This is a genomic window from Microbaculum marinum (assembly GCF_037855135.1).
In the GTDB taxonomy this organism is placed as follows: domain Bacteria; phylum Pseudomonadota; class Alphaproteobacteria; order Rhizobiales; family Tepidamorphaceae; genus Microbaculum; species Microbaculum marinum.
In genome coordinates, this window is the sequence record NZ_JAZHOF010000001.1 from 49,279 (window position 1) to 66,162 (window position 16,884).

The 16,884-nt window shown below is 66.0% G+C and carries 15 protein-coding genes; all 15 read right to left on the minus strand.

The genetic code is table 11. The annotated features are described in order from the left end of the window. Positions 1-8 precede the first annotated feature (8 nt). A complete protein-coding gene (gene odhB, locus V3328_RS00235; RefSeq protein WP_340327625.1) occupies positions 9-1,283 on the minus strand; it encodes a 2-oxoglutarate dehydrogenase complex dihydrolipoyllysine-residue succinyltransferase in 1,275 nt (424 codons plus the stop codon). Positions 1,284-1,324: 41 nt separating this feature from the next. After that, positions 1,325-4,276, minus strand: coding sequence for a 2-oxoglutarate dehydrogenase E1 component (locus tag V3328_RS00240; protein WP_340327626.1), 2,952 nt, complete (start codon positions 4,274-4,276; stop codon positions 1,325-1,327). Between the two features lie 100 nt (positions 4,277-4,376). Beyond that, a complete protein-coding gene (sucD, locus tag V3328_RS00245) occupies positions 4,377-5,288 on the minus strand; it encodes a succinate--CoA ligase subunit alpha (protein ID WP_340327627.1) in 912 nt (303 codons plus the stop codon). Next, positions 5,288-6,487 (minus strand): ADP-forming succinate--CoA ligase subunit beta, encoded by a 1,200-nt coding sequence (gene sucC, locus V3328_RS00250; protein ID WP_340327628.1) that lies wholly within the window; start codon positions 6,485-6,487, stop codon positions 5,288-5,290. Before sucC ends, sucD begins: the two co-directional genes overlap by 1 nt. Positions 6,488-6,499: 12 nt before the next feature. Next, complete coding sequence (gene mdh / locus V3328_RS00255) at positions 6,500-7,471, minus strand: malate dehydrogenase (protein WP_340327629.1); 972 nt, start codon at positions 7,469-7,471, stop codon at positions 6,500-6,502. Between the two features lie 119 nt (positions 7,472-7,590). Next, the gene (zapE, locus tag V3328_RS00260) at positions 7,591-8,748 is read right to left on the minus strand and encodes a cell division protein ZapE (RefSeq protein WP_340327630.1); all 1,158 of its coding nucleotides are present in this window, start codon (positions 8,746-8,748) and stop codon (positions 7,591-7,593) included. Positions 8,749-8,944: 196 nt separating this feature from the next. Further along, on the minus strand, positions 8,945-9,793 hold the full coding sequence (locus V3328_RS00265) for a class I SAM-dependent methyltransferase (RefSeq protein WP_340327631.1): 849 nt from the start codon (positions 9,791-9,793) through the stop codon (positions 8,945-8,947). A gap of 17 nt (positions 9,794-9,810) precedes the next feature. Beyond that, the gene (locus tag V3328_RS00270; protein WP_340327632.1) at positions 9,811-10,212 is read right to left on the minus strand and encodes a carboxymuconolactone decarboxylase family protein; all 402 of its coding nucleotides are present in this window, start codon (positions 10,210-10,212) and stop codon (positions 9,811-9,813) included. Positions 10,213-10,256: 44 nt separating this feature from the next. Beyond that, positions 10,257-10,760, minus strand: coding sequence for an RNA pyrophosphohydrolase (locus V3328_RS00275; RefSeq protein WP_340327633.1), 504 nt, complete (start codon positions 10,758-10,760; stop codon positions 10,257-10,259). 311 nt (positions 10,761-11,071) lie between these two features. Continuing rightward, complete coding sequence (locus V3328_RS00280) at positions 11,072-12,400, minus strand: S41 family peptidase (RefSeq protein ID WP_340328246.1); 1,329 nt, start codon at positions 12,398-12,400, stop codon at positions 11,072-11,074. Continuing rightward, complete coding sequence (locus V3328_RS00285; protein WP_340327634.1) at positions 12,397-13,734, minus strand: murein hydrolase activator EnvC family protein; 1,338 nt, start codon at positions 13,732-13,734, stop codon at positions 12,397-12,399. Before V3328_RS00285 ends, V3328_RS00280 begins: the two co-directional genes overlap by 4 nt. 128 nt (positions 13,735-13,862) lie before the next feature. Then, entirely contained in the window at positions 13,863-14,330 is a 468-nt protein-coding gene (rlmH, locus tag V3328_RS00290) for a 23S rRNA (pseudouridine(1915)-N(3))-methyltransferase RlmH (protein WP_340327635.1), read from the minus strand. A gap of 75 nt (positions 14,331-14,405) precedes the next feature. Next, positions 14,406-14,783, minus strand: a complete 378-nt coding sequence (gene rsfS, locus V3328_RS00295) for a ribosome silencing factor (protein ID WP_340327636.1) — start codon at positions 14,781-14,783, stop codon at positions 14,406-14,408. Positions 14,784-14,955: 172 nt separating this feature from the next. Further along, positions 14,956-15,579, minus strand: coding sequence for a nicotinate-nucleotide adenylyltransferase (locus V3328_RS00300; protein WP_340327637.1), 624 nt, complete (start codon positions 15,577-15,579; stop codon positions 14,956-14,958). Continuing rightward, positions 15,576-16,880 carry a glutamate-5-semialdehyde dehydrogenase gene (locus V3328_RS00305; protein ID WP_340327638.1) on the minus strand — a complete coding sequence of 435 codons (1,305 nt, stop codon included), beginning with the start codon at positions 16,878-16,880 and terminating at the stop codon, positions 15,576-15,578. The genes V3328_RS00300 and V3328_RS00305 overlap by 4 nt, the downstream gene beginning before the upstream one ends. Between the last annotated feature and the right edge of the window lie 4 nt (positions 16,881-16,884).

Genomic DNA, 16,884 nt, shown 5'->3' on the forward strand with positions numbered 1-16,884 from the left:
GGTGGCTGCTAGAGATCCAGCACCAGCCTCTGCGGGTCCTCGATCGATTCCTTGACGCGCACCAGGAAGGTGACGGCTTCCTTGCCGTCGACGATGCGGTGGTCGTAGGAGAGTGCCAGGTACATCATCGGGCGGATCACCACCTGGCCGTTGCGGGCGACCGGGCGCTCCTCGATGCGGTGCATGCCCAGGATGCCGGGCTGCGGAGCATTGAGGATCGGCGTCGACAGGAGGGAGCCGTAGACGCCGCCGTTGGAGATGGTGAAGGTGCCGCCCTGCATGTCCTCGATGCCGAGCTTGCCGTCGCGGGCGCGCTTGCCGAAGTCGTTGATGGTCTTCTCGATGCCGGCCAGGCCCATCTGGTCGGCGTCGCGCACGACCGGCACGACGAGGCCCTTGTCGGTGCCGACGGCGACCCCGATGTGGTAGTAGTTCTTGTAGACGATGTCGGTCCCGTCGATTTCGGCGTTGACCGCCGGAACCTCCTTCAGCGCCTGAATCACCGCCTTGACGAAGAAGCCCATGAAGCCGAGGCGGACCCCGTGCTTCTTCTCGAACAGCTCCTTGTATTCCTTCCTCAGGTCCATCACCGCGCCCATGTCGACGTCGTTGAACGTCGTCAGCATCGCGGCCGTGTCCTGGGCGTCCTTCAGGCGGCGGGCGATGGTCTGGCGCAGCCGGGTCATGCGCACCCGCTCCTCGCGAGAGGCATCGTCCGGCGCCGACGGCGCGCGCACCGCGGCGGGCTTGTCCTGGCTCGGCGTCACCGGGGCGGTGATGCCGCTTTCCAGCGCCTTGAGCACGTCCTCCTTCAACACCTGTCCGCGCTTGCCGGAGCCTTGGACCTGATCGGCCGAAATGCCCTTCTCGGCCAGCATCTTGCCGGCGGCAGGGGAGGGCGGCATGTCCGATCCCTTGCCATCCGTTGACGGCCCGGCCTCGGCCCTGGGAGCATCCTCGGATTTGGCCGGCTCCTCGGCCTTCGGCGCCTCGGCGGGCTTTTCTTCCGCCTTGGGCGCATCGGCCTTTGCCGCGGAGGCGCCCTCACCTGCGCTGAACTGGGCCAGCAGCGCGCCGACCTCCACGGTCTCGCCTTCCTCCACCAGGATCTCCGACAACGTGCCGGCGGACGGAGCGGGCACCTCGACGGTCACCTTGTCGGTTTCCAGTTCTACGAGCGGCTCGTCCTGAGCGACCGAATCGCCAGCCTTCTTGAACCATTGCCCGACCGTCGCCTCGGTGACGGATTCGCCAAGGGTCGGTACGCGGATTTCGGTCGCCATATGAGGTCCTCGAAGGTTGGCGTTTACTCTGACTGTCGCAGTTACTCGCTGAACGCCTCGTCGAGGAAGGCCTCGAGCTGGGCGAGGTGCTTGGACATCAGCCCGGTCGCCGTGGCGGCCGCCGCCGGGCGGCCGACATAGCGGGGCCGGCGATGCCTGGCCTCGATCTGGTTCAGCGCCCATTCCAGATAGGGCTCGATGAAGCCCCAGGAACCCATGTTGCGCGGCTCCTCCTGGCTCCAGACCATCTCGGCATTCTTGAAGCGGCCGAGTTCGGAGACCAGCGCCTTGGCGGGAACGGGATAGAGCTGTTCGAGACGCAGCAGGTAGACATCGTCGATGCCGCGCTTTTCGCGTTCCTCGTACAGATCGTAGTAGACCTTGCCAGAGCACATGACGACGCGGCGGATCTTGTCGTCGCTGACGAGCCTGGTCTCAGAGTCCTTGTTGGTCTCCGCATCGTCCCAGAGCAGGCGGTGGAAGCAGGAGTCGTCGGCCATCTCCGACAGCTTCGATACCGCGCGCTTGTGGCGCAGCAGCGACTTCGGTGTCATCAGGATGAGCGGCTTGCGGAAGTCGCGCTTCATCTGCCGGCGCAGGATATGGAAGTAGTTGGCCGGCGTGGTGCAGTTGGCGACCTGCATGTTGTCTTCCGCGCACATCTGCAGGAAGCGCTCGAGCCTGGCCGAGGAATGCTCCGGACCCTGGCCCTCGTAGCCGTGCGGCAAGAGCAGCACCAGACCCGACATGCGCAGCCACTTGCGCTCGCCCGCCGAGATGAACTGGTCGATGATCACCTGGGCGCCGTTGGCGAAGTCGCCGAACTGGGCCTCCCAGATCGTCAGCGCGTTCGGCTCGGCCAGCGAATAGCCGTACTCGAAGCCGAGCACGGCTTCCTCCGACAGCATCGAGTTGACGACCTCGTAACGCGCCTGATCGTCCGACAGGTTGTCGAGCGGGATGTAGCGCTCCTCGGTCTGCTGGTCGTAGAGAACCGTGTGGCGCTGGGAGAAGGTGCCGCGCTCGACGTCCTGACCGGACAGGCGGACGGGATTGCCGTCGATGCACAGGCTGCCGAAGGCGAGCGATTCCGCCGTCGCCCAGTCGATGCCGTCGCCGGTCTCCATCATGGTACGCCGATTGTCGAGGAAACGCTTGACGGTGCGGTGAACGTTGAAGCCCTCCGGCACCTCGGTCAGCTTGATGCCGATCTCGCGCAGCTTCTCCAGCTCGACGCCGGTATGGCCGCGGCGGGGACCTTCCTCCTCGGCGACCTTGAAGCCGGACCAGCGGCCGTCCAGCCAGTCAGCCTTGTTCGGCTTGTAGCTGGCGCCGGCCTCGAACTCGGCCTCGAGCCTGGCGCGCCAGTCGGCCTTCAGCTTGTCGATCTCCTCGGCCGTGACCAGGCCCTCGGCGATCAGCTTGTCGGAATATATCTGCAGGGTCGTGGGGTGCGACCGGATCGTCCGGTACATGAGCGGCTGGGTGAACGCCGGCTCGTCGCCCTCGTTGTGGCCAAACCGGCGGTAGCAGAACATGTCGATGACCACCGGCTTGTGGAAGCGCTGGCGGAATTCGGTCGCCACCTTTGCCGCGAACACCACCGCTTCGGGATCGTCACCGTTCACATGCAGGATCGGCGCCTCGATCATCTTGGCGACATCGGAGGGATAGGGCGAGGACCGCGAGAAGCGGGGGTTCGTCGTGAAGCCGATCTGGTTGTTGACGATGAAATGGACCGTGCCGCCGATCCGATGGCCCTTCAGGCCGGACAGGCCGAAGCACTCGGCGACGACGCCCTGACCGGCGAACGCCGCGTCGCCGTGGATCAGCAACGGCATGACCATCGAGCGGTCGGTATCGTTCAACTGGTCCTGCTTGGCGCGCGCCTTGCCCATCACGACGGGGTCGACGATTTCCAGGTGCGAGGGGTTCGCCGTCAGCGACAGATGGACCTGGTTGTCGTCGAAGACGCGATCCGAAGACGCACCGAGATGGTACTTCACGTCACCCGAGCCCTCGACCTCGTCGGGAGAGGCCGAGCCGCCCTTGAACTCGTTGAAGATGGCGCGGTGCGGCTTGCCCATCACCTGGGCGAGCACGTTGAGGCGGCCGCGGTGAGCCATGCCGATGATGATGTCGCGGACGCCGAGGTGGCCGCCGCGCTTGATGATCTGCTCCAGCGCCGGAACCATCGCCTCGGCGCCGTCAAGCCCGAAGCGCTTGGTGCCGGTATACTTGACGTCCAGGAACTTCTCGAAGCCGTCCGCCTCGACGAGCTTGTTGAGGATCGCTCGCTTGCCTTCCGGCGTGAAGGTGACTTCCTTGTCTGGCCCCTCGATGCGCTCCTGGATCCAGCCCTTCTCGGCGGGATCGGAGATGTGCATGAACTCGACGCCGACGGTCTGGCAGTAAGTCCTGCGCAGGATCTCCAGCATCTGCGGGATCGTCGCGAACTCCAGGCCGAGCACGTGGTCGATGAAGATCTGGCGATCGTAGTCGGCCTCGGAGAAGCCGTAGCTCTCCGGCTCGAGCTCGGGATGACTGGCCGGCGGGGTGAGGCCGAGCGGATCGAGATTGGCGGCGAGGTGTCCGCGCATCCGGTAGGCGCGGATCATCATCAATGCGCGGACCGAGTCGCGGGTCGCCCGCATCACCGCGTCGTCGTCGAGCTCGACTCCCTTGCCCTGAGCCTTGGCACGGATCCGGTTGCCGATATCCGCTTCCAGGGGCATCCAGTTCGTGTCGAGCGCGCTGACCAGTTCGCCGTTCATCGGCACGGGCCAGTCGCTTCGCTCCCACGAGGGGCCGCGGGCCTCGGCGATCACAGTTTCGCGATCGTCCTTCAATGCCTCGAAGAAAGTGCGCCAGCCGGCATCCACGGTTTCGGGATTTTCCTGGTAGCGCGCGTACTGATCCTCGATCCACCCCGCATTGGCGCCGTACAGGAACGACGTCAGTGCGAAGGCTTCGTTTGCCTCTTGCTTCGCCATTATGATCCGGGGGGCGGGGGAGCCCCTCCTCTCTATTTGCCGCAAACGCGGCTGTTCACGACCGCTCAGCGATCAGAAGCTAACACTTGTTCCAAAAAGGTTAGCCTTTCAACACCTCAGTGAGTGTTTTGCCAAGACGCGCCGGGGACGGCGAGACGCGAATGCCGGCGGATTCCATCGCCGCGATCTTGTCTTCCGCACCGCCCTTGCCGCCGGAGATCACCGCACCGGCGTGGCCCATCGTGCGCCCGGGCGGAGCGGTGCGGCCCGCAATGAAGCCGACCATGGGCTTGCTGCGACCGGCCTTCGCCTCGTCCTTCAGGAACTGGGCCGCGTCCTCCTCCGAGGATCCGCCGATCTCGCCGATCATGACGATCGATTGGGTGGCGTCATCGGCGAGGAACATCTCCAGGATGTCGATGAAATCGGTGCCCTTGACGGGGTCGCCGCCGATTCCGACCGCGGTGGTCTGGCCGAGGTTCTCCATGGTCGTCTGGTAGACGGCCTCGTAGGTGAGCGTACCCGACCGCGACACGACGCCGACGGAGCCCTTGCGGAAGATCGATCCAGGCATGATGCCGATCTTGCATTCATCCGGGGTCAGCACGCCTGGGCAGTTCGGGCCGATCAGCCGCGAGCCGGACTTGTCGAGTTTGGCCTTGGCCCTGACCATGTCGATCACCGGGATCCCTTCCGTGATGCAGATGATCAGCGGAACCTCGGCGTCGATCGCCTCCTCGATCGCCGCGCCGGCGCCGGCCGGCGGCACGTAGATCACCGACGCATTGGCGCCGGTCGCCTCCTTCGCCTCGGCCACGGTGGCGAAGATCGGCAGCGACTTGTCCGCGCCGTCGACGCTGCCGACCCAGGTCTCGCCGCCCTTCTTGGGATGGACGCCGGCAACCATCTGCGTGCCGTGATAGGCGAGCGCCTGCTCGGTGTGGAAGGTGCCCGTCTTGCCGGTCAGGCCCTGGACGATGACCTTGGTGTTCCTATCGACCAGGATCGACATCAACGAGCTCCCTTCACGGCGTTCACGATCTTCTGGGCGGCATCGTCGAGATCGTCGGCCGACGTCACGTCGAGGCCGCTTTCGTTCAGTATCTTCTTGCCCTCGGCAACCTTGGTTCCTTCGAGGCGAACCACCAGCGGAACCTTCAGGCCGACCTCCCTGACCGCGGCGACGACGCCCTCGGCGATCGTGTCGCAGCGCATGATGCCGCCGAAGATGTTGACGAGGATGCCCTTCACGCTCGGATCGGCGGTGATGATCTTGAAGGCGGCCGTCACCTTTTCCTTCGATGCGCCGCCGCCGACGTCGAGGAAGTTCGCCGGTTCCTCGCCATACAGCTTGATGATGTCCATCGTCGCCATGGCGAGGCCGGCGCCGTTGACCATGCAGCCGATCGTGCCGTCGAGCGCGATGTAGGCGAGGTCGTATTTCGACGCCTCGATTTCCTTCTCGTCCTCCTCCGTCTCGTCGCGCAGCTCGACGATCTCGGGATGACGGAACAGGGCATTGTTGTCGAAGGACACCTTGGCGTCGAGAACCCGGATATGGCCGTCGTCGGTGACGATCAGCGGGTTGATCTCGAGGAGGCTCATGTCCTTCTCGGTGAAGGCCTTGTAGAGGGTTCCGGCAAGTTCCGTCATCTCGTCGCGCGCCGGACCGGAGAGCTTCAGGGACTCGGCGAGCCTGCCCGCGTCGGCCTCCGTGACCCCGCCATCGGGATCGATCGGCAGGGTGAGGATCTTCTCCGGCGTCTCGGCGGCCACCGTCTCGATGTCCATGCCGCCTTCCGTCGAGGCGACGAAGGCGACGCGGCCGACGGTGCGGTCGACGAGCAGCGAGAGATAGAGCTCGCGGTCGATGTCGGAGCCATCCTCGATGTAGAGCCGGTTGACCTGCTTGCCGGCCTGGCCGGTCTGCTTGGTCACCAGCGTCGCGCCGAGCATCTCGCGTGCGTTGGCGACCACCTCCTCGACGCTCCTGGAGAGCCGTACGCCGCCTGCGGAGTCCTCGCCGAGTTCCTTGAAGCGGCCCTTGCCGCGTCCGCCGGCATGGATCTGCGACTTGACCACCCAGAGCGGGCCGCCGAGTTCCCTGGCCGCCTTTTCCGCCTCGTCGGCGGAAAACACGGCGATGCCGCGGGACACGGGCGCCCCGAATTCCTTCAGGAGGCCCTTAGCCTGGTATTCGTGAATGTTCATCGCAGATTGCTACTACTTGCTCTTGCCGAGGTCGGGGGCGATCTTCTTGCAGGCGTCGACAAGGCCGGCGACCGCCTCGACCGACTTGTCGAAGGCGCTCTTCTCGGAGCGGTTGAGCTCGATCTCGACCACCCGCTCGACGCCCTTGGCGCCGATCACCACCGGGACGCCGACATAGAGATCCTTGACGCCGTACTCGCCCTTCAGATGGGCGGCGCATGGCAGGACGCGCTTCTGGTCCTTCAGATAGGCTTCCGCCATCGAGATGGCCGACGCCGCCGGGGCGTAGAATGCCGAACCGGTCTTCAGCAGACCGACGATCTCGGCACCGCCGTCGCGGGTGCGCTGGATGATCTCGTCGAGCCGCTTCTTGGTGGTCCAGTTCATCTTGATCAGGTCGGGCAGCGGTATGCCGGCGACCGTCGAATAGCGCGGCAGCGGCACCATCGTGTCGCCGTGGCCGCCGAGCACGAAGGTGGTGACGTCCTTGATGGAGACGTCGAATTCCTCGGCGAGGAAGTGCTGGAAGCGCGAGGAGTCGAGCACGCCGGCCATGCCGACCACCATGTGCTTGGGAAGGCCCGAAGCCTTCTGCAGCGCCCAGACCATCGCGTCGAGCGGGTTGGTGATGCAGATGACGAAGGCGTCGGGAGCGTACTTCTTGATCCCGGTGCCGACCTGTTCCATCACCTTGAGATTGATCTCGAGGAGGTCGTCGCGGCTCATGCCCGGCTTGCGCGGCACGCCCGCCGTGACGATGACCACGTCGGCACCCTTGATCGCCGCATAGGATTGCGTGCCGGCGAACTTGGCGTCGAATCCGTCGACGGCAGAGGATTGGGCGATGTCGAGGCCCTTGCCCTGAGGTACCCCTTCGGCGATGTCGAAGAGAACGACGTCACCGAGTTCCTTGAGGCCGGCGAGATGGGCGAGCGTGCCGCCGATCTGACCGGCACCGATCAAAGCGATCTTGTGTCGCGCCATTGAATCTCATGTCCCCGAGTTGGTCATTTGTGCGGGTGCTGGGTCAGCCGCGATGTCACTAGCCCGAATGTCCGAGGTGTTCAAGTAAGCCAGTCGTATGATTCGGGCAGATAGCGCTTTCAGGCCTCCGCGACAGCGGAACTGCCCGAACTTGACGCACCGTGCGGGCTGTCGAGGTAGTCCCGGGAGCGCATTTCGTACAGGCGCGACGCGGTTCGCCTGAACTCGGCGGCGCCGTCGCCGGCGGTATAGAGGGCGTCGGGTTCGGCGTCGGCGGAGACGACCAGCTTGGCGCGATGATCGTAGAGCGCGTCGATCAGGAGAACGAAGCGGCGCGCTTCGTTGCGCTGGTCGGCGCCGAGCACCGGAACGGCATCGAGAAAGACCGTGTGGAACGTGCGGGCGATCGCCAGATAGTCGCTGGCGCCGAGCGGCGCCTCGCAGAGGTCCGCAAAGCTGAACCGTGCGACGTCGCGGCAACGCTCCGGCACCGACACCCTGCGGCCGAGGACCTCTATCGAGGACGGCTTGCCATGGTCGGTCCCGGTCAGTTTGCGCCAGGCGACGTTCATCGCCCGCCTCGCGGCGTCGTCAGCCGGCGAGAAGTAGACCTGCTCGTCGCGAAGGCGGCCGAGGCGGTAATCGGCACCGGCATCCAGACAGACCACGTCGACGCGGCTCTCTAGCAGGTCCAGGAAGGGCAGGAACAGCGACCTATTGAGGCCGTCCCTGTAGAGGTCGCGGGGCCTGGTGTTTGACGTCGTGACGAGGACCAGGCCGCGGTCGAACAGCCGTGTGAACAGGCGGCCGAGGATCATTGCGTCGGTTATGTCGTCGACATGGAATTCGTCGAGGCACAGGAGCCGGCATTCATCGGCGATACCGTCGGCGACGGGCCGGATCGGGTCGTCGCCCTTGACCGCACCGTCCTTCAGCTTGACGCGCCAGTCGTGCACGCGTGCATGCACGTCGGCCATGAAGTCGCTTAAATGGCTGCGGCGCTTGCGCTTGAGGGTGACGGACTCGAAGAACAGGTCGACGAGCATCGTCTTGCCGCGTCCGACCTCGCCCCAGACATAGACCCCCTTCAGCGGATCGACCTTCTGGCGCCTGGCGAAGATCCAGCCCAGATGCGACTGCTTCTCGGCCATACGCCGGTTGACGAGCTCGACCGAAAGCCTGGTCAGGCGCTCGGCCAGAGCAGCCTGCTCGGGATCGAAGGCGAGTTCGCCGGCCGAAGCCATGGCGTCATAGCGCTCGATGACGGTGCCGCTCATGCCGGCTCCGGTAGAACGGCGCTCAAGCTGCCGGCGGGGATCGTCGGAAAGTCGCTTCGGGGCATCCTGCAAGGCCGGCGGCTGAGGTCAGGGGTTCACGGCACGCGCCGACGTAGCGCAGACGCGGCAGCTTCGGAAGTCCCGAAATGCGGCAGACGGGACCAGAATGAAGGCACTACGTTCCAAATGATCGTCTTCAGGCCTTAGCGGCGTCCCAGATCGCCACGCCCGGCAGTCCCGCCCAGGCGGCGCGGGTGGCCTCCGGGATGTGCGGCGACGTGACGGTGACGGCGGAATCCGGGCCGAGCGCGGGCTCGAAGCAGCCGCGCACGAGGAAGCCCGAGGCCGTCAAGGCCTGCACGTATTCCGACGCCATATGCGGGTGGAGGGCCATGAACCCGGTGGCGCCGTCGGCGGCGGGAACCTGGGCGCGCCAGCCGAGCGTGATCAGGAACGGATGGACGTCACTGATGAACAGGCTGCCGCCCGGCCTGAGCACTCGTGCGAACTCGGTGATCGCAGGCGCGACGTCCGGTAGATGGACGAGGGCGAGCGCGCAGACCACCGCGTCGACGCTCGCGTCGTCCAGTGGCAGGTCAGTCAGCTCTCCGAGACGGAAAGTCGCCTGCGGCAGCTTCACACGCGCCCTGGCAAGCATCGCCTCGGAGTTGTCTATCCCGACGACGTCATGGTCGCTCTCGACCAGATGCGCGCTGTAGCGACCAGTGCCGCAGGCGGCGTCGAGAACGGTTCCGGGCGGCAGTCCGGCGATCAGCGCGTGCAAGGTGGGCTCTTCGACCGGAAACAGCCTTAGCGGCCGGTCGTAGGTCTTCGCCCACCGTTGGTAGCCCGCGGCGAGGTCGAACTCGGCCGCGTAGGCGGGGGCCAGCAGCGCCGCGTCGGTGTCCACGTCGCCAACGAGCCTAACGATGTCTGCAATCCGGTCGCGCCGGGCCTGCATGTCGTCGCTGAAGGCGAGGCGCAGAAGTGCAAGCCCCTCGACCCCCAGGAGCAGTTCGGCCAGGCTCGGACCCGGGCTGGTCACGCCACCATTCCCGGCATTCAGTCGTGCGGCTTGAAGGCCTCGTCCACCGGCACCTGCAAGCCGTTGACGAGCCTGTTGGTTTCGTTGGCCATGCCGACGACGGCGAGCAATTCCATCAGCATCTGGTCGGTCATTCCCTTGGCGCGTGCCGCGGCGGTGTGGGAGCAGATGCAGTACTCGCAGTTGTTGGTCGCCGAGACGGCAACGTAGATCATCTCCTTGACCAAAGGATCCAGCGCGCCCGGTGCCATCACTTCCTTGACGCTCTCCCAGGTGCGCCGGAGCAGTGCGGGATCATGTGCCAGCGCCCGCCAGAAATTGTTGACGAAGTCGGTCTTGCGGGTCCGGCGGATGTCCTCGAACACCTCCCGCGAGGCAGCCGGTGCATCTTCGTCGCTGAGAATGGGAACGATGGGCATGGGGTCCCTTTCAGATTGAATGGCGTGCCGCTTGCGGTACGTGGCTATTTCAGCTTGTCGGCGAATTCCGCGACGATCCGTGCATAGACATCGCGTTTGAACGGTACCACCAGTTCGGTGAGATCTTCGAGACGCGCCCATTTCCAGGCGTTGAATTCCGCCTTGTGATGACCGCCGCCCGGCGTCTCGATGTCGATCTCGGCGTCCTCGCCCTCGAAGGCGAATGCGTACCACTTCTGGGTCTGGCCCCGATAGCGGCCCTTCCAGGCCTTGCCGACCAGGTCGGGCGGCAGGTCGTAGGTGAACCAGTCCCGGGATTCGGCGATCAGTCGTATCGAACTGATGTTCGTCTCCTCGTAAAGCTCCCGGCAGGCGGCGGTTTCGGGATCCTCGCCCTCGTCGATACCGCCCTGCGGCATCTGCCACCATGATCCCGGTCCCTCCGGCTCCTCGGGCCCGTCGGCCCGATGGCCGATGAAGACGAGGCCGTCGCGGTTCACCACGAGGGAACCCACGCAGGGGCGGTAGGGAAGGTCGGTTGTAAGCATGTCGATGTCCCTGATTGCGTCGACTGGGTCGGGGCTCCGCATCGCCTATCCCGGTGGGCGGGCACAGGCGGAACAGCTTGCGTGGTCCGGCCGGCCGCCGGAGGGATGACATTCTTTTGTGCACCATCCTGCCGTTGCAGGTACGAGCACGGCAGTCGCGGGCGCTTGCGGGCTTCCCCGACGAAGGCGCCCGGCAACCGGTTGGGGGCCGGTCCCGGGCGCGTTCAAATCATCCGCCATGATCCGGACGGTCTCGATCCGGTCCGGGCGCGCCGGCAGCCCGCCGGAGCGGCGCTCGAACCGCAAGTCTGTCAGTTCGGAACCGCACCGTCGGGATTCGGCGGGAACAGGCTGTTGACCTCGACCCCGCGCAGCAGGTCCAGCGCGTAGTTGAGCTGCTTGTCGTCTTCCTTGTCCGGCGGAACGTAGGCGGACGAGCCGCCTTCTTCCTCTTCACCCTCGGTCGTCAGGTGGCCGCGCAGGGAGGATTCGCCCTTCGAGGTGGTCGCGCCCTTCAGTTCCTCGGGAACGTCCTGCTCGACGAGGATGTCTGGATCGATGCCCTTGGCCTGGATCGAGCGGCCGGACGGCGTGAAGTAGCGCGCCGTGGTCAGTCGCAAGGCGCCGTTGGAGCCGAGCGGAATGATCGTCTGGACCGACCCCTTGCCGAAGGAACGGGTGCCCAGCACCGTGGCCCGCCGATGGTCCTGCAGCGCGCCCGCGACGATCTCGGAGGCCGAGGCCGATCCTCCGTTGATCAGGACGATCACCGGCTTGCCCTTGATCAGGTCGCCCGAACGCGCGTTGTAGCGCTGGCTCTCGTCGGCGGTGCGGCCCCGCGTCGAGACGATCTCGCCGCGGTCGAGGAAGGCATCGGAGACCGCGATGGCCTGGTCGAGCAGCCCGCCGGGATTGTTACGCAGGTCGATGACGAAGCCCTTCAGGTCCTCTTCCGGGATCTCGTCTTCCAGTTCCTCGATTGCCGACTTCAGGTTGTCGAAGGTCTGCTCGTTGAACTGCGTGACCCGGACATAGCCGACATCGTCTTCCGTGTTGTAGCGCACGGCGCGGATCTGAATGATGTCGCGCACCACCTCGATGTCGATCGGCTCTTCGGCGTCGCCCCGGCGGATGGTCAGCTTGATGGGCGTGTTGATCCGCCCGCGCATCTTCTCGACGGCTTCCGCCAGTGTCAGGCCCTGCACCGCCTCGCCGTCGAGATGGGTGATGAGGTCGCCTGCCAGCACGCCGGCACGGGCGGCCGGCGTGTCGTCGATCGGCGTGACGACCTTTACCAGACCGTCCTCCATCGTCACCTCGATGCCGAGGCCGCCGAATTCGCCGCGCGTCTGCACCTGCATGTCGCGGTAGCTTTTCGGGGACATGTAGCTCGAATGGGGATCGAGCGCGGCCAGCATGCCGTTGATCGCCGATTCGACGAGTTCGGAATCCGCCGGCTCCTCGACATAGTCGGCCTTCACGCGTTCGAATACGTCGCCGAACAGGTTCAGCTGACGATAGGTGTCGGCGTTCCCCGCGGCTTCGGCGACACCGCTCATCTGCCAAGGCTGCGATACGGCAAAGGTTGCCGCCGCGCCCATCATCATTCCGAATACGAGTATCGTGGCTCTGCGCATTATCCGCCTACTCCCGTGCGGCCTTCCGCCCACCATGGGGCGGGATCGATGGAACGTCCATCCTTACGAAATTCAATATATAGGACCGGCTGGCTGCGGCCGACAGTCACGTTTGTGGCACTCGCCAGAACAAGCCCGCCCATCTGCCCGACAGGTTCGCCTGCCAGCACGAACTGGCCTAGGCTCACCGCGATCTTGTCCATGCCGGCGAGAAGGACATGATATCCGTCGCCGGCGTTCAGGATCAAGAGTTGTCCATATGATCGGAACGGACCCGCGTATACGACCCAGCCGTCGCTCGGTGCAATGATCTGGGCCTGCGCCCGCGTTGCGACCGAGATGCCGCGGGCGGCCGATCCAAAGTCGTCGGGGCTGCCAAAGCCGTGCACGACGGCGCCGTTGACGGGCATCGGCAGAAGACCTTTCGCATCCGAAAAGGCGATCGCCGGCTCGAGCCGGGACGGGTTGCGCAGTGCGCCGAGGGCGTCGCGCGGCGTCAGCGGCGCCCGGCTGGTCAGGGCGGCCTGGCTCCTGGCGAGCTCGATCTCGCGGTCGATCGAGGCGATCAGTTCCTCGAGGTTCTGTGCCTCCTCGGCAAGCTTGCGCGCCTTCTCCCGGATTTCGCCTAGTTCGCTCTCGCTCTGCTGCGCGCTTTGCTGCTTGGCCTCGATCAGGGCGGCAACACGCTTGCGCTCGCCGTCGAGATCACGGTTCTGGGCAATGAAGCGTGCCTTCTCTGTTTCGATCTGCCGTTTCAGGCGCGCCATCTCCTGAAGGTCGGAGGCGAGCGCTTCCGTCTCGATCCGCAGACCGGGCAGGACCGCGCCGAGCAGGATCGCCGTTCGCACCGTCTTCAGCGCGTCGTCGGGATTGACCAGAACGGCTGGCGGCGGACGACGCCCCATCCGTTGCAATGCGCCGAGCAACTCGGCAAGCAGTGCGGATCGCCCGCGGAAGGACTGGCGCAGCTGGTCCTCGCGCTCCTCCAGCATCGCCAGCCGGTCCTCCACGGCTTCAATGTTTCCTTCGATGTCCTGGATCCGTCCGGCCGTCGCGATCAGTTGTTCGTTCAGTGCGGCGCGATCCTTGCGCAGGGCCTCGATCTCCGCCGCCAGCTCCTGTTCGGCCCTGCGGCTTGCCTCGATGTCCTGCCGGACGGCCTTCAGCGCTTCTTCCTTCTCCGAACGCTCGGCGGTCTGCTCGCCTGGCGCGTCGCCGGGCTGGCCTTCCTCCGCACCGGCGGCGACGGCCAAGGCAGACGCCAGCCCGGCCGCCAGCACGATCGCGACGATCGTGGCGGTCAGGGATTCGCGGCGGCTTCGGGTTCGCGGGCGCATCGGCGCGGAGTCTAGACTGGTGAACATTAACGGCTTGATAAGCCTAGCAATGCGGCAACATCACGATGGCCGCCAGTTACGGTTTGGTCATGCGCCACAGGGCGCGGCGGCCGGCGGCCCGGACATGGTCACGCCCGATGATAGGGATGTCCCGTCAGGATGGTCACCGCGCGATAGAGCTGTTCCGCGGCCATGGCGCGGACCAACTGGTGCGGCCAGGTCATGGCGCCGAAGGACAGGATCAGATCGGCCTTCGTGCGCGCCGCGCGGCCGTGTCCGTCCGGTCCGCCAATGAGCACAGATGTCGCCGGGACACCCTCGTCGCGCCAGGACGCCAGGGTCTGCGCAAAGGTCTCGCTCGATATGTTTCGGCCGCGTTCGTCCAGGACGATCCGCTTCGCCCCCGCCGGCACGCGGGCGAGCAGCGTCTCGGCTTCCGCCTCGGGGGACTTTCCGTCGCCGAACTCGACCACCTCGAAAGCCGAAAGGCCGATGGCCCGGCCGCCGGCACGGGCGCGGTCCAGGTAGCGATCGACGAGGTCGCGCTCCGGTGATGCCGCCTTGAGGCGGCCGATTGAAAGGATTTCGATGCGCATTGCGTTGCGCGCGCAAGCGCGCCGGCCGGAGGGCCGGCGCAGCCCGTGTCGCGGCGGCCGACGGTCAGTCGGCGGTCAGATCACCATCCGTTCCCGCGGAATCTCCGACGACCACATCTTCTCCAGATTGTAGAAGCTGCGGACCTCGGGACGGAACAGATGCACGATCACGTCACCGGCGTCGATCAGTACCCAGTCGCACGCCTCCAGGCCCTCGACGCCGACCTTGCCGTAGCCGGCGTCCTTCAGGGCCCGCAGCAACCGATCGGCCACCGCGCCGACGTGACGGTCGGAACGCCCGGTGCCGACAATCATGGCGTCGGCGATCGATGATTTGCCTGTGAGATCGATAGTGACGATGTCTTCCGCTTTGCCGTCTTCCAGCGCGGTCAGGATCGTCTCGAGCAGACCGTCCGACGGATCAACCTGTCGGTCAGCCGCAAGGGGAGGCACGCCGCGGACGACGCCCTCAGCGGACTTCGATGGTGTCAGGGGTTCTACCTCTCGTCATACCATCCGAGAATTACGGCAGCCTTCGCTTCGGCGCACTTACTGCCAACACTAAGATAGGGCATTCACTGTAACGTTTTCAATAAGTGGGCCGAGATTCCGCCAGCGCAACCCGTCAGCTGCCCTCCTTGGACAGCGTTCGCAGCTTTGTCGAGGACTGCGACGAGCGGCGACCGTGCAGGAAAACCCAAGCCGGCGGCTGGCAGAAGGGCAGGACCGGCGCGTCCGACTCCTTGATGCGGTAGGGAGCAAGCCAGGTCGCCGCTGCCCCGGTCGGGCCGTGGAACGTGTGGCCCGGCCGGTCGATGACGGCGATCGGCACCAGCGCGGCGATTTCCCGCCAGGCGTGCCAGCGATGGAAACCGGAGAGATTGTCGGCACCCATCAGCCAGACGAACCTCAGCGTCGGGCCGCGCCGCCGCAGGTAGCGCAGCGTGTCGCGTGTGCGGCTCATTCCGACATCCGCTTCGATCGCCGTGACATGGATACGCGGATGGGCGGCAATGGCGCGGGCTTGTTCGATCCGCTCGCCCAGCGGCTTCAGATTTCCTTTTTCCTTCAGCGGGTTGCCCGGGGTTATCAACCACCAGACGGCGTCCAGCCGGAGGCGCTTCAGGGCGATCTCGCTGATCAGCCGATGGCCCGGATGAGGCGGGTTGAAAGAGCCGCCGAGCAGGCCAATCCGCTGCCCCGGCCCGTGCGTCGGCAGGACCGGCCAGATACCCCCGCCTTGCGTCACGGGCGCGTCTGGCCGGAGCCGCGCACCCGGTACTTGAAGCTGGTGAGTTGCTCCACGCCGACCGGACCGCGCGCGTGCATCCGGCCGGTGGCGATGCCGATCTCGGCGCCCATGCCGAATTCGCCCCCGTCGGCGAACTGTGTGGAGGCGTTGTGCAGCAGGATTGCCGAATCGACCCTTGCAAAGAACTCCGCGGCTGCGGCCTCGTCATCGGTGACGATCGCCTCGGTGTGGTGCGAACCGTAGGCGTCGATGTGCCCGATCGCCGCCTCCAGCCCGTCGACGACCTTGACCGCGATGACGGCGTCGAGGAATTCCTTGCCGTAATCCCCGGCAAAGGCCGGCTTCACCCGCGAATCGGCGGCGAGGGTCGCCTCGTCGCCGCGAACCTCGCAGCCGGCCTCGAGCAGCGCGGTCACCAGCGGCTTCAGGTGCGAATCTGCGAGCGCCGTGTCGATCAGCAGCGTCTCGGCTGCGCCGCAGATGCCGGTGCGGCGCATCTTGGCGTTGACGACAATAGCCTTCGCCATCTCGAGGTCCGCCGGGGCGTGGACGTAGATGTGGCAGATGCCTTCGAGGTGCGCGAAGACCGGCACGCGCGCCTCGGACTGGACGCGCTCGACCAGGCTGCGGCCGCCTCGCGGCACGATCACGTCGATGGTCCCGCCAAGGCCGCGCAGCATCTCGCCGACGGCGGCGCGTTCGGTGGTCGGGACGATCTGGATCGCATCGCCGGGCAGCCCGGCGGACTCGAGCCCTTCTACCAGGCAGGCGTGGATGGCGCGTGAAGAATGCGTGCTCTCCGAGCCCGGGCGGAGGATCACCGCGTTGCCGGCCTTCAGGCAGAGCGCGCCGGCATCGGCCGTGACGTTGGGACGGCTCTCGAAGACGACGCCGATGACGCCGAGCGGCGTGCGCACCCGCTCGATGTGCAGGCCGTTCGGCCGGTCCCACTCGGCGATCACCGTCCCGACGGGATCGGCGAGTGCGGCGATGTCCTCGACGCCGCGCGCCATCGCCTCGATCCGGGCCGGGTCAAGCTTCAGCCGGTCGAGAAATGCGCCGGCCGTGCCGTTTTCCTCCGCCGCCTCCATGTCGCGGCGGTTGGCCGCCAGGAGGTCGTCCGAGCGCGCGCGAAGGGCGGCGGCCATGGCGGCCAGCGCCTCGTCCTTGCGAGCGCTCGGCGTCACCGCAAGCACGCCGGCGGCCACGCGGGCGCGCTCGCCAAGCCCAAGCATGAGCGCTGCGATGTCGTCCTGCGCCCGATCCGAACGGACAAAATCCTTCACTTCGGCGGTCATTTCG

Excerpts from the sequence above, each read along its gene's own strand:
- V3328_RS00305 (WP_340327638.1), bottom strand. The coding sequence starts at position 16,880 with ATGACCGCCGAAGTGAAGGATTTTGTCCGTTCGGATCGGGCGCAGGAC.
- rlmH (WP_340327635.1), bottom strand. The coding sequence starts at position 14,330 with ATGCGCATCGAAATCCTTTCAATCGGCCGCCTCAAGGCGGCATCACCG.
- sucC (WP_340327628.1), bottom strand. The coding sequence starts at position 6,487 with ATGAACATTCACGAATACCAGGCTAAGGGCCTCCTGAAGGAATTCGGG.
- odhB (WP_340327625.1), bottom strand. The coding sequence starts at position 1,283 with ATGGCGACCGAAATCCGCGTACCGACCCTTGGCGAATCCGTCACCGAG.
- V3328_RS00285 (WP_340327634.1), bottom strand. The coding sequence starts at position 13,734 with ATGCGCCCGCGAACCCGAAGCCGCCGCGAATCCCTGACCGCCACGATC.
- V3328_RS00275 (WP_340327633.1), bottom strand. The coding sequence starts at position 10,760 with ATGCTTACAACCGACCTTCCCTACCGCCCCTGCGTGGGTTCCCTCGTG.
- V3328_RS00240 (WP_340327626.1), bottom strand. The coding sequence starts at position 4,276 with ATGGCGAAGCAAGAGGCAAACGAAGCCTTCGCACTGACGTCGTTCCTG.
- sucD (WP_340327627.1), bottom strand. The coding sequence starts at position 5,288 with ATGTCGATCCTGGTCGATAGGAACACCAAGGTCATCGTCCAGGGCCTG.
- mdh (WP_340327629.1), bottom strand. The coding sequence starts at position 7,471 with ATGGCGCGACACAAGATCGCTTTGATCGGTGCCGGTCAGATCGGCGGC.
- V3328_RS00270 (WP_340327632.1), bottom strand. The coding sequence starts at position 10,212 with ATGCCCATCGTTCCCATTCTCAGCGACGAAGATGCACCGGCTGCCTCG.
- zapE (WP_340327630.1), bottom strand. The coding sequence starts at position 8,748 with ATGAGCGGCACCGTCATCGAGCGCTATGACGCCATGGCTTCGGCCGGC.